This is a genomic window from Nostoc sp. LEGE 12447 (assembly GCF_015206985.1).
GTDB lineage: Bacteria > Cyanobacteriota > Cyanobacteriia > Cyanobacteriales > Nostocaceae > Nostoc.
This window is the reverse complement of the sequence record NZ_JADEXT010000003.1, coordinates 380,959-398,629: the sequence shown is the minus strand read 5'-3', so window position 1 is coordinate 398,629 and position 17,671 is coordinate 380,959. Positions and strand designations below refer to the sequence as shown.

Annotated in this window: 29 protein-coding genes; 4 read left to right on the top strand and 25 right to left on the bottom strand. The window is 44.4% G+C overall.

Going from position 1 to position 17,671, the window contains the following annotated elements; translation table 11 throughout:
- Positions 1-6 precede the first annotated feature (6 nt).
- From IQ274_RS06425 to rplC, 25 genes are all read right to left on the bottom strand, one after another.
- The gene (locus tag IQ274_RS06425) at positions 7-954 is read right to left on the bottom strand and encodes a DNA-directed RNA polymerase subunit alpha (RefSeq protein ID WP_094349104.1); all 948 of its coding nucleotides are present in this window, start codon (positions 952-954) and stop codon (positions 7-9) included.
- Between the two features lie 327 nt (positions 955-1,281).
- Positions 1,282-1,677 (bottom strand): 30S ribosomal protein S11, encoded by a 396-nt coding sequence (rpsK, locus tag IQ274_RS06420; RefSeq protein ID WP_012410703.1) that lies wholly within the window; start codon positions 1,675-1,677, stop codon positions 1,282-1,284.
- 54 nt (positions 1,678-1,731) lie between these two features.
- Positions 1,732-2,112 (bottom strand): 30S ribosomal protein S13, encoded by a 381-nt coding sequence (gene rpsM, locus IQ274_RS06415; protein ID WP_012410704.1) that lies wholly within the window; start codon positions 2,110-2,112, stop codon positions 1,732-1,734.
- Positions 2,113-2,228: 116 nt separating this feature from the next.
- Positions 2,229-2,342: a 50S ribosomal protein L36 gene (gene rpmJ / locus IQ274_RS06410; RefSeq protein ID WP_012410705.1), complete on the bottom strand. Its 114-nt coding sequence runs from the start codon at positions 2,340-2,342 to the stop codon at positions 2,229-2,231.
- 123 nt (positions 2,343-2,465) lie between these two features.
- Positions 2,466-2,690: a translation initiation factor IF-1 gene (gene infA / locus IQ274_RS06405; RefSeq protein WP_006276978.1), complete on the bottom strand. Its 225-nt coding sequence runs from the start codon at positions 2,688-2,690 to the stop codon at positions 2,466-2,468.
- Between the two features lie 191 nt (positions 2,691-2,881).
- Positions 2,882-3,433, bottom strand: a complete 552-nt coding sequence (locus tag IQ274_RS06400) for an adenylate kinase (RefSeq protein WP_194141724.1) — start codon at positions 3,431-3,433, stop codon at positions 2,882-2,884.
- The gene (gene secY, locus IQ274_RS06395) at positions 3,433-4,746 is read right to left on the bottom strand and encodes a preprotein translocase subunit SecY (RefSeq protein WP_194141723.1); all 1,314 of its coding nucleotides are present in this window, start codon (positions 4,744-4,746) and stop codon (positions 3,433-3,435) included. Before secY ends, IQ274_RS06400 begins: the two co-directional genes overlap by 1 nt.
- 74 nt (positions 4,747-4,820) lie before the next feature.
- On the bottom strand, positions 4,821-5,264 hold the full coding sequence (rplO, locus tag IQ274_RS06390) for a 50S ribosomal protein L15 (protein ID WP_012410708.1): 444 nt from the start codon (positions 5,262-5,264) through the stop codon (positions 4,821-4,823).
- Between the two features lie 103 nt (positions 5,265-5,367).
- On the bottom strand, positions 5,368-5,895 hold the full coding sequence (gene rpsE, locus IQ274_RS06385; RefSeq protein WP_012410709.1) for a 30S ribosomal protein S5: 528 nt from the start codon (positions 5,893-5,895) through the stop codon (positions 5,368-5,370).
- Between the two features lie 93 nt (positions 5,896-5,988).
- On the bottom strand, positions 5,989-6,351 hold the full coding sequence (gene rplR, locus IQ274_RS06380) for a 50S ribosomal protein L18 (RefSeq protein ID WP_012410710.1): 363 nt from the start codon (positions 6,349-6,351) through the stop codon (positions 5,989-5,991).
- Positions 6,352-6,353: 2 nt separating this feature from the next.
- Positions 6,354-6,902 carry a 50S ribosomal protein L6 gene (rplF, locus tag IQ274_RS06375; RefSeq protein WP_194141722.1) on the bottom strand — a complete coding sequence of 183 codons (549 nt, stop codon included), beginning with the start codon at positions 6,900-6,902 and terminating at the stop codon, positions 6,354-6,356.
- 128 nt (positions 6,903-7,030) lie between these two features.
- The gene (gene rpsH, locus IQ274_RS06370; RefSeq protein WP_012410712.1) at positions 7,031-7,432 is read right to left on the bottom strand and encodes a 30S ribosomal protein S8; all 402 of its coding nucleotides are present in this window, start codon (positions 7,430-7,432) and stop codon (positions 7,031-7,033) included.
- A 20-nt stretch (positions 7,433-7,452) separates the two neighbouring features.
- Entirely contained in the window at positions 7,453-8,001 is a 549-nt protein-coding gene (gene rplE / locus IQ274_RS06365; protein ID WP_012410713.1) for a 50S ribosomal protein L5, read from the bottom strand.
- A gap of 119 nt (positions 8,002-8,120) precedes the next feature.
- Positions 8,121-8,474 (bottom strand): 50S ribosomal protein L24, encoded by a 354-nt coding sequence (gene rplX / locus IQ274_RS06360; protein WP_114081986.1) that lies wholly within the window; start codon positions 8,472-8,474, stop codon positions 8,121-8,123.
- Positions 8,474-8,842, bottom strand: a complete 369-nt coding sequence (gene rplN / locus IQ274_RS06355) for a 50S ribosomal protein L14 (protein ID WP_069070772.1) — start codon at positions 8,840-8,842, stop codon at positions 8,474-8,476. Before rplN ends, rplX begins: the two co-directional genes overlap by 1 nt.
- Positions 8,843-8,888: 46 nt before the next feature.
- Complete coding sequence (gene rpsQ, locus IQ274_RS06350; protein ID WP_012410716.1) at positions 8,889-9,137, bottom strand: 30S ribosomal protein S17; 249 nt, start codon at positions 9,135-9,137, stop codon at positions 8,889-8,891.
- 6 nt (positions 9,138-9,143) lie between these two features.
- The gene (gene rpmC / locus IQ274_RS06345; protein WP_012410717.1) at positions 9,144-9,371 is read right to left on the bottom strand and encodes a 50S ribosomal protein L29; all 228 of its coding nucleotides are present in this window, start codon (positions 9,369-9,371) and stop codon (positions 9,144-9,146) included.
- A gap of 3 nt (positions 9,372-9,374) precedes the next feature.
- Positions 9,375-9,800, bottom strand: coding sequence for a 50S ribosomal protein L16 (gene rplP / locus IQ274_RS06340; RefSeq protein ID WP_012410718.1), 426 nt, complete (start codon positions 9,798-9,800; stop codon positions 9,375-9,377).
- Between the two features lie 87 nt (positions 9,801-9,887).
- The gene (gene rpsC, locus IQ274_RS06335) at positions 9,888-10,670 is read right to left on the bottom strand and encodes a 30S ribosomal protein S3 (RefSeq protein ID WP_163927940.1); all 783 of its coding nucleotides are present in this window, start codon (positions 10,668-10,670) and stop codon (positions 9,888-9,890) included.
- Positions 10,671-10,723: 53 nt separating this feature from the next.
- Positions 10,724-11,080, bottom strand: a complete 357-nt coding sequence (gene rplV, locus IQ274_RS06330) for a 50S ribosomal protein L22 (protein ID WP_012410720.1) — start codon at positions 11,078-11,080, stop codon at positions 10,724-10,726.
- Positions 11,081-11,160: 80 nt separating this feature from the next.
- Positions 11,161-11,439: a 30S ribosomal protein S19 gene (gene rpsS, locus IQ274_RS06325; RefSeq protein WP_012410721.1), complete on the bottom strand. Its 279-nt coding sequence runs from the start codon at positions 11,437-11,439 to the stop codon at positions 11,161-11,163.
- Between the two features lie 142 nt (positions 11,440-11,581).
- The gene (gene rplB, locus IQ274_RS06320) at positions 11,582-12,445 is read right to left on the bottom strand and encodes a 50S ribosomal protein L2 (protein WP_194141721.1); all 864 of its coding nucleotides are present in this window, start codon (positions 12,443-12,445) and stop codon (positions 11,582-11,584) included.
- A 140-nt stretch (positions 12,446-12,585) separates the two neighbouring features.
- Entirely contained in the window at positions 12,586-12,900 is a 315-nt protein-coding gene (locus IQ274_RS06315; RefSeq protein WP_069070779.1) for a 50S ribosomal protein L23, read from the bottom strand.
- Positions 12,893-13,531: a 50S ribosomal protein L4 gene (rplD, locus tag IQ274_RS06310; RefSeq protein ID WP_114081983.1), complete on the bottom strand. Its 639-nt coding sequence runs from the start codon at positions 13,529-13,531 to the stop codon at positions 12,893-12,895. The genes IQ274_RS06315 and rplD overlap by 8 nt, the downstream gene beginning before the upstream one ends.
- A gap of 103 nt (positions 13,532-13,634) precedes the next feature.
- The gene (gene rplC, locus IQ274_RS06305; protein WP_194141720.1) at positions 13,635-14,267 is read right to left on the bottom strand and encodes a 50S ribosomal protein L3; all 633 of its coding nucleotides are present in this window, start codon (positions 14,265-14,267) and stop codon (positions 13,635-13,637) included.
- A gap of 280 nt (positions 14,268-14,547) precedes the next feature.
- Between rplC and IQ274_RS06300 the strand changes: the two genes are divergently transcribed.
- From IQ274_RS06300 to IQ274_RS06285, 4 genes are all read left to right on the top strand, one after another.
- On the top strand, positions 14,548-14,703 hold the full coding sequence (locus tag IQ274_RS06300) for a hypothetical protein (protein ID WP_174708106.1): 156 nt from the start codon (positions 14,548-14,550) through the stop codon (positions 14,701-14,703).
- A gap of 541 nt (positions 14,704-15,244) precedes the next feature.
- On the top strand, positions 15,245-15,721 hold the full coding sequence (locus tag IQ274_RS06295; RefSeq protein WP_194141719.1) for an NAD(P)H-quinone oxidoreductase subunit N: 477 nt from the start codon (positions 15,245-15,247) through the stop codon (positions 15,719-15,721).
- 252 nt (positions 15,722-15,973) lie between these two features.
- Complete coding sequence (locus IQ274_RS06290) at positions 15,974-16,483, top strand: hypothetical protein (RefSeq protein ID WP_194141718.1); 510 nt, start codon at positions 15,974-15,976, stop codon at positions 16,481-16,483.
- Positions 16,484-17,006: 523 nt separating this feature from the next.
- A complete protein-coding gene (locus IQ274_RS06285; protein WP_012410728.1) occupies positions 17,007-17,546 on the top strand; it encodes a DUF3172 domain-containing protein in 540 nt (179 codons plus the stop codon).
- Positions 17,547-17,671 lie beyond the last annotated feature (125 nt).

Sequence of the window (17,671 nt, the reverse complement as noted above, 5' to 3'; positions counted from 1 at the left end):
TTTTTCTTAAGGGTGTTTAGAGCCTCTTTCCATTGGCAGGGTGATGCCCAAGCGTCGCTGCAAAGCTTCCACGACTTCTTCTGCTGATTTCTGCCCAAAGTTCTTAATTTCTAAGAGGTCTTCTTGGGTATAATCCAACAAATCTGCCACAGAGTTAACTTGTGCCCGTTTGAGACAGTTATATGCCCGCACAGAAAGTTGCAACTCTTCGATAGGTATCTGGGCAGTTGGATCGTCTGGAATATCCGAACCTGTGTCTGTTGGTTCTAGGGAGATGTCTTTCAACGGGTTGAATAAATCTACCAAGATTGCAGCGGCCGAAGATAGTGCTTCTTGAGGAGAAATACTGCCATTTGTCCAAACTTCCAACAGTAATCGGTCTTTTGGAATCAAGCCTTCCCCACGAGATTCTTCAACACTGTAGTTGACTTTTCGCACCGGCATAAATATTGAGTCGATTTGAAGAAAATCCAACGATGTGGCTTCCTCACGTCCTCGCTCTACTGTGCGATAGCCTTTGCCTTTCTCGATCCGAAATTCCATTTCCAGCTTTCCACCTTCAGCGATGGTGGCTACATACTGGGTCTGATCGATGACTTCTACTTCACTGGGCAAATCAAAATGTGCCGCAGTGATTGTTGCTGGGCCGCTAACAAGTAATCTACCAATCTGGGGCTGCGAAGAATAGTTCTTCAGGATAACTTCCTTCATTCTCATGAGGATTTCCAGCACATCTTCCCGCACGCCCGGAACTGTGGCGAATTCATGTGAAACGCCTGCAATCCGCACTGCTGTAACTGCTGTACCTTCTAGGTTAGACAGTAAAACCCGCCGTAGTGCGTTGCCAACCGTTGTTCCTTGACCGCGTTCTAGAGGTTCCAGAACAAATTTACTGTAATGGTTCCGACTTTCTTCAGTATTCGACTCTACACATTCAATCTGAAACTGCGCCACGGATGAGCCTCCCTTTTTCTAAGGTGCTGCTAGCAGACAAATCAATTGCCTCCCGAATTGACTTTATGTCCTGTAGGTTATAGGTCTATCAAACTACTAGTATGAAATTACGGTATAGTTTGACGCTCCTATTGAGCTTTCAGGCGCTAATAATATTTTGGGTTTCCGAAGTTTAACAGCTTTCCCTACAGGAAAATCTGATTCGCTTTTGGTGGCCCAAGTTTTCACCCAATGACAGTTTGCACGTTATCCGCCCAAGCGGTCATTGTAAGTAAATTTACTTTCTTTGGTTGTAGCTTCTCGTCCTCAATGCCCAAGTCTTGGTATTTAAACTCGACGGCGCTTGGGTGGACGGCAGCCATTGTGAGGAATGGGGGTAATATCCCGAATGAGTGTAATTTCCAGTCCTGCTCCTTGAAGTGCGCGGATAGCGGTTTCTCTACCTGCTCCTGGCCCACTTACCATTACCTCAATTTGGCGCATTCCTTGATCTATAGCTCTACGGGCTGCACTTTCAGCAGCAGTTTGCGCTGCAAAGGGAGTTCCCTTTTTTGCTCCCTTAAAACCGCTAGAACCAGCGCTGGCCCAGGAGATGACATCTCCATTTTGATCGGTAATGGTGACAATGCTATTGTTGAAAGTAGACTGGATGTAGGCCATCCCGCTGGGTACGTTCCGTTTCTGCTTCTTGCTCCCGGATTTTTTAGTTGGTTGTCTCGCCATACTTGTTTAGTTGATTTAAGGTAAAACTTGCTCTGATTAGCAAGCGTTGCAAATTTATTTCCCTGGAGCCTTCTTCTTCCCAGCCACTGTCTGCCTTCTGCCTCGACGGGTTCTGGCATTGGTGCGAGTTCTTTGCCCTCTGACTGGTAAGCCCATGCGATGACGACGACCTCTGTAAGTACCAATGTCAACTAAGCGCTTGATGTTCAAAGACTCCAAACGCCGCAAGTCGCCTTCAACTTGATAGTTGCTTTCTATTTCGCCTCGCAGGGCTGTCACATCGGCATCACTTAAGTCCTTAACGCGGGTGTCTGGATTCACACCAGTAGCCGCTATAATTTCTTGAGCGCGTGATAAACCAATTCCGTAGATATAAGTTAGACCGATTTCAACGCGCTTATCGCGTGGAAGGTCTACTCCGGCAATCCGTGCCACAATGAACTCTCCCTATTGTTTTCGCAATTACTGTTGGTTGGAAAAACGTGATTAATCGCGTTTTTTCGTTGTTAATGATGATATGCGTGTTACAACTCACTCTGTTTGTAAGAGCGTTATCCTTGACGTTGCTTGTGCTTGGGGTTCACGCAGATCACCATGACGCGACCACGACGCTTGATCACGCTACATTTTTCACAGATTTTCTTGACTGAGGCTCTAACTTTCATGCCTTTTATTTTTTGACTCCAAATATTAAATTATAGCATTTTTAGGGAAAACAATCCACTAATTTGACTAGCAAACAGTCAAAAGGAGGATTTTATGGTAAAATTCTCTACATCTACATATAGTTACTTCTTACGCAAGCGATAGGTAATTCTGCCTTTGGTCAAGTCGTAAGGAGTTAACTCTACCTTGACGCGATCGCCGGGCAAAATCTTGATATAGTTGCGGCGAATCTTGCCGGAAATGTGAGCTAGCACGTTAAATCCATTGTCCAAGTCAACGCGAAACATCGCATTGGGCAAGGACTCTGTAACCGTGCCTTCCATTTCAATCAAATCTTGCTTAGACAATTTGTTTTTTCCTCAACTCAACAATTTCGTGTTCAGTTGCAGCACTTCATCTGCAAGAGAACACATTTTAAGAAATATATCAACAGTTTATTAATATATCTTAGCTAAAATTGATCTGTTTCTTGGGAGGGGCATGGGACATTGGGAATTGGGGAAAGAATTACTGTAGCCCCTCCCCTACTCCCCGATCCTCAAGCGATTACCTTTTGCAGTTCACTAGTGACTTCTTCTTGGGACTGATTGCCATTGACTGTTAAAAGTTTTTGGCGATCGCGATAATAATCAATTAAAGGTGCAGTTTCTGCGCGGTACACTTCTAACCGACGACGAATCACCTCTTCGGTATCATCTTTTCGCCCTCTAGCTAGCAAACGTTCTACCACAACATCATCTGGTGCATCTAGATTAACTACCCTTTCGCCACTCTGATGTATTGTTTCCAGCAATTCTTCTAGAAAAGCTGCTTGCGTCACTTTACGGGGAAAACCATCAAGAATCCAACCATTTTCTGCATCTGGTTGGTTGAGGCGCTCCTGTACCAAGTCCTGCACTAGCTGGTCGGGGACTAACTCGCCGCTATTTACATAGTTTTGAGCTTTGATTCCCAAATGAGTTTGCTCTTTCATAGCTTGTCTTAATATTTCCCCAGTAGAAATATGGGGAATATTTAAGTGTTCCGCCAATGATTGAGCTTGTGTTCCCTTACCAGCTCCAGGTGGCCCCAAGAAGATTAATCGCGTCACTATTGTTTCACCATTCCTTCATAGCGCTGAGAGATTACGTATGTCTGGATTTGTCTTGCCGTATCAATTGCTACGCCCACTAGAATTAACAGAGAGGTAGCACCTAGTCCCTTAAATGTGGGTACTCCTAAAGCACTTTCGACACCGGTTGGAATAATAGCAACCAAGCCCAAAAAGATAGCACCCAAAAAGGTGAGTCGGTTTGAAACGCGCTCGATATACTCACTAGTCGCTTTACCGGGACGAATGCCGGGAATACTAGAACCCATTTTCTTCAAATTCTGGGCTACATCTACCGGGTTGAGAATCAACGAAGAATAGAAGTAGCTGAAGAAAATAATGGAAATCATGTAAACCAAGGCATAGACCCAAGAGCCAGAACCACTTGGACTCAAATAAGTGTTTATTATATTTGCCAACTCAGCATTCTTGGCGAAATTTGCAATTAGCAATGGCAAACTGAGGATAGCTGCGGCAAAGATAATTGGCATTACGCCACCTTGATTTAGCCGCAAGGGTAAAAAGCTCCGTTGCTCTGCCAAAACTCTACGACCTACTTGGCGACGAGCCGAAATAATCGGGATGCGGCGCATTCCTTCTTGGACAACCACGATACCAACAATGGTTGCTAAGAAAACTAATATTAGTACGATGACGCGACCAACTGTTTCCCGACCGCCGACTTGCACCAAATCGATAGTATCGCCTAAAGCTTTTGGTAACGAGGCGACAATGTTGACAAAAATCAACAATGATGCTCCATTCCCAATTCCCCGCTCTGTAATCAGTTCTGATGCCCACATGACGAACATAGAACCAGCAGTCAGAGCGATCGCAGTTTCAGCTACAAAGATTGGCCCTGGATTTAAGGCAAATTGCTGGAGGAATAATGCTGAAAAAGCTGTGCTTTGAAGAATCGCCCAACATACAGTGACATAGCGGGTAATTTGCGATATTTTCCGCCGACCCGCTTCGCCTTCATTTTTCTGTAAATTTTCTAAAGATGGAATCGCCGCGGTGAGCAATTGGATGATAATGGACGCATTAATAAAGGGTAAAATCCCTAGAGCAAAAACGCCCAAAGTCGAAAGTCCTCGCCCGGAGAATATATCCAATAAACCGAATATGGAATTATTGCCCGATATAGCTTCGGCAAATCTGGATCTGTCAATCCCTGGTACGGGTAAGAAGATACCCAGGCGAACCAAAATTAAAACACCGACAGTGACAAGCAGCCTACCTCTAAGCCCGGCTGCTTGTGCCATCTGCATAAAAGTTTCTTGAGCCGTTGGGGCTTTATCTCGACTGATCATAGAGTGCTACCTTTATAGTGAACCAGGCGCTGACAGCGAGTTGGCTTACATTTAAGTGCGCTGTTCCGGCTCACTCATAAGACTTCACAACTCCCACCAGCTGCCTCAATTTTGCTACGAGCTGTACCTGTGAAAGCTGCCGCTTGTACCTTGAGCGGAGTGCTCAATTCGCCGTTACCCAAAATTTTCAATGGCCCTTTGACAGCAGTCAGGATACCTGCTGCTTTCAAGGAGGCTAAAGTTACTTCCGTATTAGCGGGAAGGGAGGCTAGCTTCTCTACATTAATCGTAGTGTAAATCTTTTGATTAACAATCGGAAAGCCCTTCAGTTTCGGTAAGCGGCGGTACAATGGCTGTTGACCACCTTCAAAACCAGGTCGAGTACCGCTACCAGAACGAGACTTTTGACCCCGCATACCTAGACCAGCACTGGCACCTTGACCAGCAGAAATACCTCTGGCTACACGCTTTTTGCGTTTCTTTGAGCCTTTTTGCGGCTTAACATCATGGAGTCTCATAAGTTACCAAGTTGTCATTTTTCGTTTCTCATTTGTCATTTGCCATTACGTAGGTTGTCATTTGTTCAGAACAAAGGACTACTGACTAAGGACAAATGACTAGTTAGATGTAGAGATTTTGAATAGGAATACCGCGATCTTCGGCGACTTCAGAAAGAGTCCGCAATGTAGATAATGCATTGACTGCTGCTCTAGCATTATTGAGCGGATTGTTTGAACCAAGTTGCTTGGCTAAGACGTTACGAACTCCTGCCAATTCCAACACAGTCCGCACAGCACCACCAGCAATTACCCCAGTACCAGGTGCGGCTGGACGCATAATCACTTTTGCACCGCCACCTACACCATCAATGGGATGGGGGATGGAGTTAGATTTGGTGATGGGGATATCAATGAGATGTTTTTTGCCGTCGGCTACGCCTTTTTTGACTGCGCCGATTACATCTGAGGCTTTGCCTACTCCGACACCAACTTGACCGCGTTCGTTACCGACGACAACGATCGCTCGGAAACTGAGCTTTTTACCGCCTTTGACGACCTTGCTCACGCGGCGGATCTGGATAACCCGCTCTTGCCAAGTAGTTTCTTCTTTTTTGGCACGCTTTGTTCTACTTTTACGCTCTGTTGCCATAATTTATGCTCTGGTGAACGTCATTTGTCAGTTGTCATTTGTCATTCGTCTTTTGTCATTTGTCCAATAACTAATGACTAATGACCAATGACTTTAGAAATCTAAACCAGCTTCGCGTGCTGCATCAGCTAGGGCTTTTACACGACCATGATATAAGTTACCACCGCGATCAAAGACTACTTTGGTGATGCCTTTTTCTAGCGATCGCACTGCGATCAACTTACCAACTTGCACCGATGCGTCGCGGTTTGCACCTGACGCTAAACTAGATTTCAACTCTGGTTCTAAAGTCGATGCTGCCACTATGGTTTGATGCTGACTATCATCAATAACCTGGGCATAAATATGCTCATTAGAACGGAATACCGCTAAACGCGGACGTTCTGGGGAGCCAACAACTTTGCCACGAACGCGCCGATGACGACGGTTTTTTGATTCTCTACGAGTAAGTTTCATTTCTACTTCTTACCACCCTTACCAGTCTTACCAGCCTTACGTCTTACCACTTCACCGGCATAGCGAATGCCTTTACCTTTGTAAGGTTCTGGTGGACGAACGGCGCGAATTTTTGCGGCTGTGTTGCCTACGATTTCTTTGTCGTAGCCGCTGACAATCACGTTAGTGGTACCCTCGACTGCAAACTGAATCCCATCTGGTGGTTCAATTTGCACCTGATGGCTGTAACCCATATTTAAAACTAGGTTACGCCCTTGAAGTTGTGCCCTGTAACCAACACCTTGGATTTCCAAACGGCGTTGAAAACCTTGGGAAACTCCCTCAACCATGTTGGCAACTAAAGTGCGGCTCAAGCCGTGCAGTTGCTTCGATGTCCGAGTTTCATCTCGACGATTTACCTGTAATACTTCTCCCTCTTGAGAGAGTGAGACATTATCTCTGAGAGTGCGAGAAAGTTCTCCTTTCGGGCCTTTCACCACAATATTCGTACCATCGATCGCCACTTGAACTTTGGCGGGAATAGTAATTGGACGTTTACCAATACGAGACATTACTTTTTGTCCTTTGTTATTTGCCCTTTGCCTTTTGTTATTTGTCCTTTGTCTTTTGTCCTTTGTCTTTCACTAATAACAAATGACTAATGACCAATGACTAATGACAAATGACTAATGACCAATGACTACCAAACGTAACAAAGCACTTCGCCACCCAAGTTCTGACGACGCGCTTCGCGGTCAGTCATAATTCCACTGGATGTAGAAATAATGGCAATGCCAATGCCGCCTAGTACTCTTGGTAATTCTTTTCTATTGGAGTAAACACGCAAGCCTGGCTTACTCACTCGCTTTAAGGCGGTGATTAGAGGCTGACGATTCTTACCTTTGTATTTCAGGGAAATCACTAGGTTGTGTTTTACCCCTTCTTCTGCTTCTTCGATTTCAGCAATAAAGCCTTCCTCCCGTAGCACTTTGGCAATGCTGCGGGTCATTTTTGTAGCTGGCACTTGTGTAGTTTGATGCCGCGCCAGGTTGGCATTGCGGATGCGCGTCAGCATATCTGCAATTGTGTCGTTAGCCGCCATCGTTCCCTCTATAGATGAACTTACTGATCGCGAAAGGGCATTCCTAATTCTTTAAGTAAGGCGCGGCCCTCTTCGTCGTTTTTTGCTGTGGTGATGATGGAAATATCCATCCCACGCACTTGATCAACGCTGTCGTATTCGACTTCTGGAAAAATTAGCTGTTCTCTCACACCCAGAGTATAGTTACCCCGTCCGTCAAAGCTTTTAGGGCTAACGCCGCGAAAATCTCGAATTCTGGGCAGTGATAGGCTAACCAGCCGATCGAAAAAGGCATACATCCGTTCGGCTCTGAGTGTCACCATGATCCCCACAGGCATCCCTTGACGGATCTTAAAGCCAGCGATCGCCTTTTTCGCCCGCGTCACTACTGGTTTTTGACCAGTGACAAGCGCAATTTCGTTGATGGATGCTTCCAGCGACTTTGCATTTTGAGCTGCTTCACCCAAACCTCGGTTAATAGTAACTTTTACCAACTTCGGTACTTGATGAACGTTGGTATATTGAAACTGATTAATCAGTTTGGGGACGATTGTCTCTTGATATAAGCTTTTGAGTCTTGTTGTCGCCATAGTTTTTTGTCCTGATATCCCTGGGCTTGGTCAGGGAACTTTTATTGTCCTTTGTTATTTGTCTTTTGTCTTTTGTTATTTGTCTTTATAACTAATGACTAATGACCAATGACTAATGACTATTTATCCAGAATCTCGCCAGTTTTTTTAAGTTTTCTGACTTTCTTGCCTTCTGAGGTAAAGGTATAACAAACACGACTGGCAACGTTCTGCTTAGTGGAATAAAGCATCACGTTAGAGCTATGAATTGGGAATTCCTGGGTGACAATCCGCCCTGATTCCCCTTCTTGCTGGGGTTTGACGTGCTTGGTTTTAATGTTGACACCTTTGACGATGACTTTACTCAGTTGGGGAAGTGCCTGGATAATTTCACCAATTTTTCCTTTGTCTTTACCAGCAATCACTTGTACGGTGTCACCAGTTTTGACGTGCATTTTGTGGAATACTTTGGGCGTACCCTGTTTGGTTGCCATTAAAGCACCTCCGGAGCCAGAGAAACAATTTTGGTAAAGTTTTTATCGCGCAGTTCCCGTGCAACTGGGCCAAAAACCCGTGTGCCTCTAGGATTACCGTCTTTGTTGATAATTACAGCAGCATTATCATCAAAGCGAATACTCATACCACTGTCACGAGATACAGCTTTACGAGTGCGGACAATTACTGCTTCCACAACATCAGACTTTTTTACAGCCATATTTGGTGTAGCATCTTTGACAACGGCGATAATTTTATCACCGATAAAACCATAACGGCGGTTGCCTCCACCTAAGATGCGGATGCACATTAGTTTACGGGCACCGCTATTATCTGCGACATTCAGGTAAGTCTGGGGTTGAATCACAATTATTCTCCCTTGTGATGTTGTTAGAAACTAACAACGATGAGGTTTAAGCAGGTTTGATGTTCAGGACTTCTGTGATTTTCCAGCGCTTGGTTTTGCTCAGGGGTCTAGTTTCCTGAATGCGAACGCGATCGCCTACTTTACACTTATTTTCTTCGTCGTGAACTTTATATCGTTGGGTGTTAACCACAATCTTGCCGTACTTGGGGTGAGGAGCGCGGTTTTCTATGGCAACTACCACAGTTTTTTGCATTTTATCGCTCACTACCAAGCCAACTCGTTCTTTAACTGCCATAATCTCCTACTTTTCTTCTTTAGCCGATTGACTTGCTGCCCGTTTACGTTCTGTTTCTAATGTCAGCAATTGGGCTAGGCGATGTCGAGCCTGTCTGAACTGGTGAGGCTTTTCTAATTGTCTTGTCGCTTTTTGTAAGCGCAACTGAAATAGTTGTCTTTTGATCGCGACAATTTCATCAGAGAGCTTTTCGTCACTTAATTCTCTAGCTTCTGAAATCTTGGGAAGAGGCATAAGCTACTCCTGCTCCTGTGGTTGAGAGCGCACAATAAACTTGGTTTTTATAGGTAGTTTAAATGAAGCCAAACGCATAGCTTCACGGGCGATTTCTTCAGAAACCCCACCGATTTCAAACAAAATCCGTCCTGGCTTAACTACCGCTACCCAAAACTCTGGATTACCTTTACCGGAACCCATCCGGGTTTCAGCAGGACGCATGGTTACAGGTTTATCAGGGAAAATCCGAATCCAGATTTGTCCACCCCGACGAATATAACGAGTCATTGCCCGACGAGAAGCCTCGATTTGCCGGGAGGTAATCCAAGCAGGTTCTTGTGCTTGGAGTGCAAAATCACCGAAGTTGAGGGTGCTACCACGGGTGGCTAGTCCCTCCATCCGTCCGCGCTGTTGTTTGCGGAATTTAGTTCTTCTAGGGCTTAACATGGTTTGTTACTTGTCATTTGTCATTTGTCCTTTGTCATTTGTCATCTGCCATTTACTAATGACTAATGACTAATGACTAATGACGATTTATCCTTCATTTGAGCGGTCTTCAAATTGCTGGCGACGACGTTGTTGTTGACGACGACGGGGTTCACGATCGCGATCGCGGGGATCGCGTTCACGTTCGCGGCTTGCAGGTGGTAGAGGGGTTTCTTCCTGTCCAGGAATAATTTCTCCCTTAAACACCCAAACTTTGATGCCCAAAATGCCGTAAACAGTTTTTGCTGTGCAATAAGAGTAGTCAATGTCAGCCCGTAAGGTATGTAAAGGTACTCTACCTTCACGAGTCCACTCTGTCCGGGCAATTTCTGCACCGTTGAGCCGTCCGCTGACTTGGATTTTAATACCTTGAACACCAGCGCGTTGCGCACGCTGAATTGATTGCCGCACTACTCGCCGAAAGGAAACCCGGCGTTCCAATTGTTGAGCAATGTATTCGGCAATTAGGTAGGCATCAGCATCAACTCGTTGAACTTCAACTACGTTAATGCGAATTTGGCGATTGCTACCCAATAGTCCTTGGAGTCCGGTACGCAAGGATTCTATACCTTGCCCACCACGCCCTACGACTACACCTGGTCTAGCTGTGCGTACTTCTAAGTCGATTTGGTCGGCTTTGCGCTCAATCCGCACTTCGGAAATTCCGGCGTTGTTTTGAGCAAGTCTACCCAGCTTTTGTTCTATGTATTGACGGAGTTTGTAGTCTTCTTGTAAAAGTTCTGGATAGCGGTCAGGAACAGCAAACCAACGGGATTGATGTTCATGTGTAATACCCAGGCGAAAACCAACTGGATGAATTTTCTGTCCCACGAATGCTCCCTCTAAGATTTCTTACTTTACGTAATTTATTCGTGTAAGCGTGCTTATTTTTCTGGCGCGGCTCCAACGGCCACAGTAATATGACACGTCGGTTTGCGAATTTGGTAAGCTCGACCTTGCGCTCTTGGTTGGAACCGCTTCAACGGCGGTCCTTGATCGGCATAAGCCTGAGTAATCACTAGTTGAGTCCGATCTAACCCAGCGTTGTGTTCAGCATTAGCAGCAGCGCTTCTGAGAACCTTCAATATGGGTTCAGTGGCGCGATAGGGCATGAATTCCAAGATGATTAGCGCTTCTCGGTACGATCGCCCCCGGATTTGATCGAGTACCCGACGCACTTTGTAGGCCGAGATGCGGATAAAACGAGCGATCGCTTTTACTTCAGTAGTATTAGTAGCCATAATTTTCTCCAATTTTGTCATTTGTCATTTGTCATTTGTCATTTGTCTTTAGCTAATGACTAATGACTAATAACTAATGACTACCTACCCGCTTTTTTGTCGCTTTTTCCATGACCCCTGTAGGTGCGTGTCGGGGCAAATTCACCCAACTTGTGTCCTACCATCTGTTCATTTACAAAAACTGGAACGTGTTGTCGTCCGTTGTGAACAGCGATGGTATGACCTACCATTAGGGGCAAAATTGTTGAAGCTCTTGACCAAGTTTTAATAACTTCTTTTCTGTTGTTGTCGTTGAGCTTTTCAATTTTCTTTAAGAGATGATCCGCAACGAAAGGACCTTTTTTTAGAGAACGACCCATAGTTCAATTTTGGATTTAGGATTTAGGATTTAGGATTTAGAATTTCGGATTTTGGATAATTAGGTGTCCAAGCAGGTTTCACAAATTTTCAATGTTCACAAGTAGACCCCAATCTAAAATCCAAAATCTAAAATCTAAAATTCTATGATTCACGACCACCGCGACCGCGTTTAGAAGACTTACGGCGACGACGCACAATGAATTTGCTGCTAAGTTTCTTGCGATTGCGTGTCTTCGCGCCCAATGTGGGTTTACCCCAAGGTGTAACAGGTCCCGATCTACCGATAGGAGCCCTACCCTCACCACCACCATGTGGGTGATCCACTGGGTTCATGACGCTACCTCTAACCTTCGGACGGCGACCTTTCCAGCGATTGCGTCCTGCTTTACCTGCACTCAGGTTTCTCGCATCGGTGTTGCCCACTTGCCCAATGGTGGCGTAGCAATCACGCCGAATTAAGCGGACTTCTCCCGAAGGCAACTTGAGAGTTACATAATCACCTTCTTTTGCCACAACTTGAGCGCTAGCACCAGCCGCACGCACGATTTGACCACCTTTGCCAGGAGTCATTTCTACGTTGTGAACACTAGTACCCAAGGGAATCCGCGATAGAGGTAAAGCATTACCATCCTCAAAGGGAGATTCTGGTCCTGAAACAATTATTGTTCCAACTTTCAATCCGTTGGGATGAAGGATGTACCGTTTTTCGCCATCTTGGTAATACAAAAGGGCAATTCGGGCATTGCGGTTAGGATCATATTCAATTGCTGCGACTTTGGCAGGAATATTATGTTTATCCCTTTTAAAATCGATGATCCGGTAAAGTTGTTTGTGTCCGCCACCCCGACGACGACTGGTAATCCGCCCTGTATTATTCCGACCTTTGGCGCGATGCTTCGAGGTCGTTAGGGATTTTTCTGGCTCGGTTTTTGTGATTTCCGCAAAGTCAGAAACTGTAACTTGGCGAGTGCTGGGGGTATAAGGGCGATAAGAACGAGTACCCATAATCTATTTTGGATTTTGGATTTTTGATTTACTTAATTTCGGATTTTGAATTTTGGATTTAATGAGTGTTTAACTAATTGCGACCATCTTTGGTATTTATTCAGTAAACTCCTCAATCTAAAATCTAAAATCTAAAATTCCTAGACTTCTGGGAATAGAACTTGTCTAATCTTGTCTTCATCCCCAGGTGCGACTGTAACAATGGCTCGCTTATATTGGGGCTTATAACCGATAAATTTACCAACGCGCCGCTTTTTACGTGGTGGTAAGGTGGTGTTGACTTTCACAACCTTGACCTGAAATAAGTCTTCGATCGCAGCCTTGATTTCTGGCTTGGATGCCTTTGGAATTACTTCAAAGGTGTACTTATTTTGCTCCATCAAGATAGTCGCCTTCTCAGTGACTATTGGGCGACGTACTAAGTCGGCAAGGTCGCGGGGGTCAAAGCTAGGCACTGTAGACCTCCTGAATTTTTTCTAGGGCTGATGCCGTAACTACAATTTTGTCAGCGTGCAGTAAATCAAAAACATTTAACTGGTCGGCTGCAATTAGTTTTAAATTTTCAATGTTGCGGGCTGACAAATAAACATTATCTGTATCCGCAATTTCAGACAAAATTAACAGTGCCTTGCTTTCTGGTACTACTCCCCAACGGGCAAGGGCTGCCACTAAGTCTTTAGTTTTGGGGCGAGATAGCTCGGTGCTAAATTCTTCTACTACGATCAAGTCGTCAATACGACCAACAAATGCTGTCCGCAGTGCCAAACGTCGCTCTTTGCGGTTCAACTTCAGGTCGAAGTCTCTAGGCTTTGGTCCAAAGATCACACCACCACCACGCCACAGTGGTGAACGAATAGACCCTGCACGAGCGCGACCAGTACCTTTTTGTCGCCAAGGTTTACGGCCACCGCCTCTGACTTCAGCACGAGTTTTTGTACTGGCATTCCCTTGACGAGCATTGGTCAATTGCCGTACTAAGGCGCGGTGCACGATATGAGACGCTGTTTCTTCTTTGGCAACGCGCAACTCGAAGGTCGTCTCACCGACCTGTTCTCCTTGCCAATTTTTAACTACGCTTTCAACCATCTTTGTTATTTGTCCTTTGTCCTTTGTCATTTGTCATTGGTCTTTTGCCATTTGTCTTTAGCCAATGACTTTTGACTAATGACTGTTGACTAATGACTTTTGACTATCCCACTACTTTTGCAGGCAAAATACTTACTAGAGCGCCTGGTTTACCAGGAATTGCTCCCTTGATTAGCAATAAATTGCGTTCTGCATCAACTCGCACTATGGTCAGCTTACGGATTGTGATGCGTTTACCACCTAAACGCCCTGCCATCCGCTTACCTGGATAGACACGACCTGGTGTTGTACCAGCACCAATAGAACCTGGCGCTCTGTGGTTTTTGGAACCGTGTGACATGGGACCACGACCAAAGTTGTTGCGCTTCTGGTTTCCTGCAAAACCGCGACCGATGCTTGTGCCGACTACATCGACAATTTGACCCGCACTAAAAATATCTGCTTTAATCTGTTGACCTAAAGCATAATCACTAGAACTATCAGTGTGATATTCATTTAGGTGACGCAATGCTGGGGCAGATGATTTAGCCAAATGACCCAGTAGTGGTCTGTTCAGTGCCTTTGGTTTAACTTCGCCAAAACCAACTTGGATGGCAAAGTAACCGTCGGTTTGTTTCGTTTTAACTTGTGTAACGGTGCATGGCCCTGCTTGAATGACAGTCACAGGAATAGCTACTCCTGCTTCGTCAAATATTTGGGTCATGCCCAGCTTGGTGCCGAGAATACCTACAGACACAGTAACTGGTTCTCCTTTCTACTTGCTGACCTTGGAATTGGACTCTAGAGGACACGCTTTGTACGCATCAGTTTAGGCTGAGTTAGCCTGCGAAATTTGGAATGGTTTTAGTAAACCAGTCCAAAAACTTTGGGACACAACAAACCGTGTCCGTACTGCTTGGTGAATCTGTTTAGCTTCACTCAATAGATCACCAGAACAGCTACAATTCTCTTCCGTTTGGGAAGGAGTAACTTCTGGAATCAATGCAAGGCGCTACAGCTTTAAGCTGTGTGCAGCAATGCTTTCGTCCAAGCAATTGCTCTGGCACTTTCTGGAGGCAGCGCTGTCGGCGGGTTTTCCGATTTGTGTACGCCCTAATGACGGTTTCCCGGAGGTTGGCTACTGCCCTGTTGCAGTTGGACTTAAGCGGTCTTTACCGCCCAGTATCCATTAACTGAGACTGACGTAATGCCATGAAACCAACATTGCTGCTCAGTTTTACTTCCTTAAATACCTTAAACTATTGTTTAAGATTTCGCCTGCTTTTTCAGAGGCACGGGAGCAAATTCACTCTGGAGCTTAGGATTGGCTTTGATTGTTCATCCATAAGCTCCAATGTTGACCTGAAAGCTTTCTTAGTTTACCAGTCTATGATCAATCTGAGTTATATTATCCAATTTGGATTAAATTATCAGCTCTTAATGCTAACACTACCTCAGAATGACAGTAAAAAGTTTATCTAATTTGCGCGTTTGGTCACAATCTAATAATATAAATTATTTATTTATGTTTGTCCAGTAATTTATAGAGTTATTTTTAGGGAGTAGGGAAGAACAGGGAAGCATCGGGCAAAGGGAGAATAAAAAATTATCTCTTTCCCCTCTGCTCCCTGCTCCATGCCCCTCTGCCTCTTCTCAATACCCAAAGAAAATGCTTTTAATCTATCAGTTCAGGGTAAATAATAGAGATATCTAAGTGGGATACGACGAAAATCTATGGCACTAATTACCACTGGCAACGGTTTAATCCGCGATCTGGAAAAATTTGGCGCTCTTGGAGTGTATGTACCTCTAGAAGGGGGTTATGAAGGTAGATATCAGCGTCGACTACGCGCTGCTGGCTATACCACTCTCCACATTACTGCTAAGGGACTAGGCGACGTAGCTGCCTATCTCACAAGAATTCATGGAGTCAGACCTCCTCATCTTGGAAAAAAAAGCACTGGTAGCGGTGCGGCAGTAGGTCAGGTGTACTATTTGCCACCAATTCTCGATTCTCATCTAGAACAGCTACCACCAAAGTCAAAGGGGCTGGTTTTGTGGATTATTGAAGGGCATATTCTTTCGAATGAGGAACTTGAGTATTTAACGAATTTGCCTCAGTTAGAACCACGAGTGAAAGTAGTAATTGAGAGAGGTGGCGATCGCACCTTCCGTTGGACTTCTCTAGAAAAAACTCTGTTAGCTAGTTAGTCCTTTGTCATTAGTCATTAGTCATTGAGTTATAAGCAAATGACTAATGACTTAATTCAATCAGCATTTCAATAATGCTGAGTCGAAAAGCACAAGATGCAAATAATCGGCGGGAAGTCTGGTAAATAAATGCTGTATCTAGACGAATTTGCTTAACGCCTATCTGATGAAGGGTACGTCAGCTTTTGTCGCGGGGTGAATCAACAGAATTTCTGGAAATTGTTGCAGAAACGGTAGAAGTGGTCATCTGAAATGGTTGTAAAATTTAGAGACTACGGCAAAAGGCTTTCTGATTTTGAGGAAGAAATTTTAGTTCGCTGCCCACAATGCAATCGCACTGCCAAAATATTGACTGTAAACTCTGAACAGTCGAGTCCCAGTTCAATCAAAAGAATTATCTGTCAGCACTGTAGCTATACAAAACAACAGCCAAAGGATGGGCAGCGAAAAGCCGCATTGCTGTTGTGGCAAAACAATTACAAGGCTAAAAGAAATTCTAGCTATGGAATATTAGACCATTTTTTTGGCTTGCCTCTATGGTTACAAACCTCCTGTTGTGGTCAGGTGCTATGGGCGTATAATGAAGCACATTTGAACTTCTTGGAAAGCTATGTTCAATCAAGGTTGCGAGAACGTTTGCCTGATGACACATTAGGCTGGCACAATGGCAGTCTTGCCAGTCGCCTACCCCGATGGATAAAGTTGACGCAGCATCGAGAAAAAGTTTTACAGAAAATTCAACAATTAAAACAGAGCTTGTAATTAAGGTTTTAATCCTGCTGGTGAGCGAATTTATAACCACCCTACAGAGAAACAGCGATCGCAATCACTAGCAAAAATAAACAATATGTTATAATTAATAAAACTTAAAATCAATTAAAATATAATCAGCATAAAGAGCCATAACTAATAACAATTTCTTAACGACCTAATATAGACAAAATACTTACCAATTATTCAAATAAAAACAAAAAACGATAAAGTTGAAACTCTGGACAAATAATGTAAGTTGACAAAAACAAATTCAAGTATTTTCAGCAACGTAAAACTAATATTAGTTTGTAGTAAGGGCTTTAAGCATATTTTTAGAGCTAGAGCCGCTTATTAACAACCTTTATTTATTGATGCACAGTAAGTTATCTAGATAAGTTGCTGTTTTTCTCGTTTAAAAAAGATATCGCACAGAAAATTGCAGCCAATTACAGTCAAGACTAGGCATACTGAAAAGAGAGAGAAAACTTTAAACAACTCCCTGCAAAATCGACGTGAAGGTGATTAAGCAACAATGAGACGTAAACCCACTGGTAGATCGGCTACTACTTCTAAACCCTCTATTTTCCAATCCCCTATGTTTAACCTCTTCACCATCGCAATTATGGGAGGGGTGTTGATTCTGGGAATTGGGATTGGCATTGCTTTTAGTTCTACAACCACGTTAGCCCCATCAAATGTGGCTTCCCGTGAATTTATTGACACCAAAGCACCAAACCCTGAAATTTGTGTGCAGTATGGAGCTAGCGCGATGGTGATGGACGCTAGACTATTCGTTACTCTCAACCCTTTTAATGTTTATGTTGCCCAGCCGAGTATGCGTCCTGGATGCGTGATCCGACAAAATAACTGGGCGCTTTTAGAGAACCGGAAGCTGGTGACATCTGATCAGGTAAGAGATTGCAAAAATCGCCTGAATACCTTCGGATTCACAGGTAACTTGGACAGTGGCCAACCTGATATTAGGTGTATATATCAGAATGAAGCTGCTCAAAACTTCTTTACGGCTCAACCAGGAGCAGTTGGAACACCTCAAGAAACAGACAGATTTTAGATTTAGGAATTGGGTATGGAGAAGAGACAAGGGAAACAAGGAAGAGGGGGAAGACAAGGGAGAGATTGATTCAATAATTCCCCCTTGTCCTCCTTGTCTCCCAAATCCCCAATACCAATTCCCAG

Bases quoted from the DNA above. Each gene is read 5' to 3' on its own strand.
- IQ274_RS06300 (WP_174708106.1), top strand. From the start codon at position 14,548: ATGCTTTCGTCCAAGCAATTGCTCTGGCACTTTCTGGAGGCAGCGCTG.
- rplO (WP_012410708.1), bottom strand. From the start codon at position 5,264: ATGAGACTCCATGATGTTAAGCCGCAAAAAGGCTCAAAGAAACGCAAA.
- rplB (WP_194141721.1), bottom strand. From the start codon at position 12,445: ATGGGTACTCGTTCTTATCGCCCTTATACCCCCAGCACTCGCCAAGTT.
- rplD (WP_114081983.1), bottom strand. From the start codon at position 13,531: ATGGTTGAAAGCGTAGTTAAAAATTGGCAAGGAGAACAGGTCGGTGAG.
- rpmJ (WP_012410705.1), bottom strand. From the start codon at position 2,342: ATGAAAGTTAGAGCCTCAGTCAAGAAAATCTGTGAAAAATGTAGCGTG.
- rplR (WP_012410710.1), bottom strand. From the start codon at position 6,351: ATGAAACTTACTCGTAGAGAATCAAAAAACCGTCGTCATCGGCGCGTT.
- IQ274_RS06285 (WP_012410728.1), top strand. From the start codon at position 17,007: ATGAGACGTAAACCCACTGGTAGATCGGCTACTACTTCTAAACCCTCT.
- rplP (WP_012410718.1), bottom strand. From the start codon at position 9,800: ATGTTAAGCCCTAGAAGAACTAAATTCCGCAAACAACAGCGCGGACGG.
- rpmC (WP_012410717.1), bottom strand. From the start codon at position 9,371: ATGCCTCTTCCCAAGATTTCAGAAGCTAGAGAATTAAGTGACGAAAAG.
- rpsH (WP_012410712.1), bottom strand. From the start codon at position 7,432: ATGGCGGCTAACGACACAATTGCAGATATGCTGACGCGCATCCGCAAT.
- rplF (WP_194141722.1), bottom strand. From the start codon at position 6,902: ATGTCTCGTATTGGTAAACGTCCAATTACTATTCCCGCCAAAGTTCAA.
- IQ274_RS06290 (WP_194141718.1), top strand. From the start codon at position 15,974: ATGGTTGTAAAATTTAGAGACTACGGCAAAAGGCTTTCTGATTTTGAG.
- rpsQ (WP_012410716.1), bottom strand. From the start codon at position 9,137: ATGGCAGTTAAAGAACGAGTTGGCTTGGTAGTGAGCGATAAAATGCAA.
- rplE (WP_012410713.1), bottom strand. From the start codon at position 8,001: ATGGCGACAACAAGACTCAAAAGCTTATATCAAGAGACAATCGTCCCC.
- rpsE (WP_012410709.1), bottom strand. From the start codon at position 5,895: ATGGCAACAGAGCGTAAAAGTAGAACAAAGCGTGCCAAAAAAGAAGAA.
- rplX (WP_114081986.1), bottom strand. From the start codon at position 8,474: ATGGCAACCAAACAGGGTACGCCCAAAGTATTCCACAAAATGCACGTC.
- secY (WP_194141723.1), bottom strand. From the start codon at position 4,746: ATGATCAGTCGAGATAAAGCCCCAACGGCTCAAGAAACTTTTATGCAG.
- rpsS (WP_012410721.1), bottom strand. From the start codon at position 11,439: ATGGGTCGTTCTCTAAAAAAAGGTCCTTTCGTTGCGGATCATCTCTTA.
- IQ274_RS06295 (WP_194141719.1), top strand. From the start codon at position 15,245: ATGGCACTAATTACCACTGGCAACGGTTTAATCCGCGATCTGGAAAAA.
- rpsK (WP_012410703.1), bottom strand. From the start codon at position 1,677: ATGGCGAGACAACCAACTAAAAAATCCGGGAGCAAGAAGCAGAAACGG.
- rplV (WP_012410720.1), bottom strand. From the start codon at position 11,080: ATGGCTACTAATACTACTGAAGTAAAAGCGATCGCTCGTTTTATCCGC.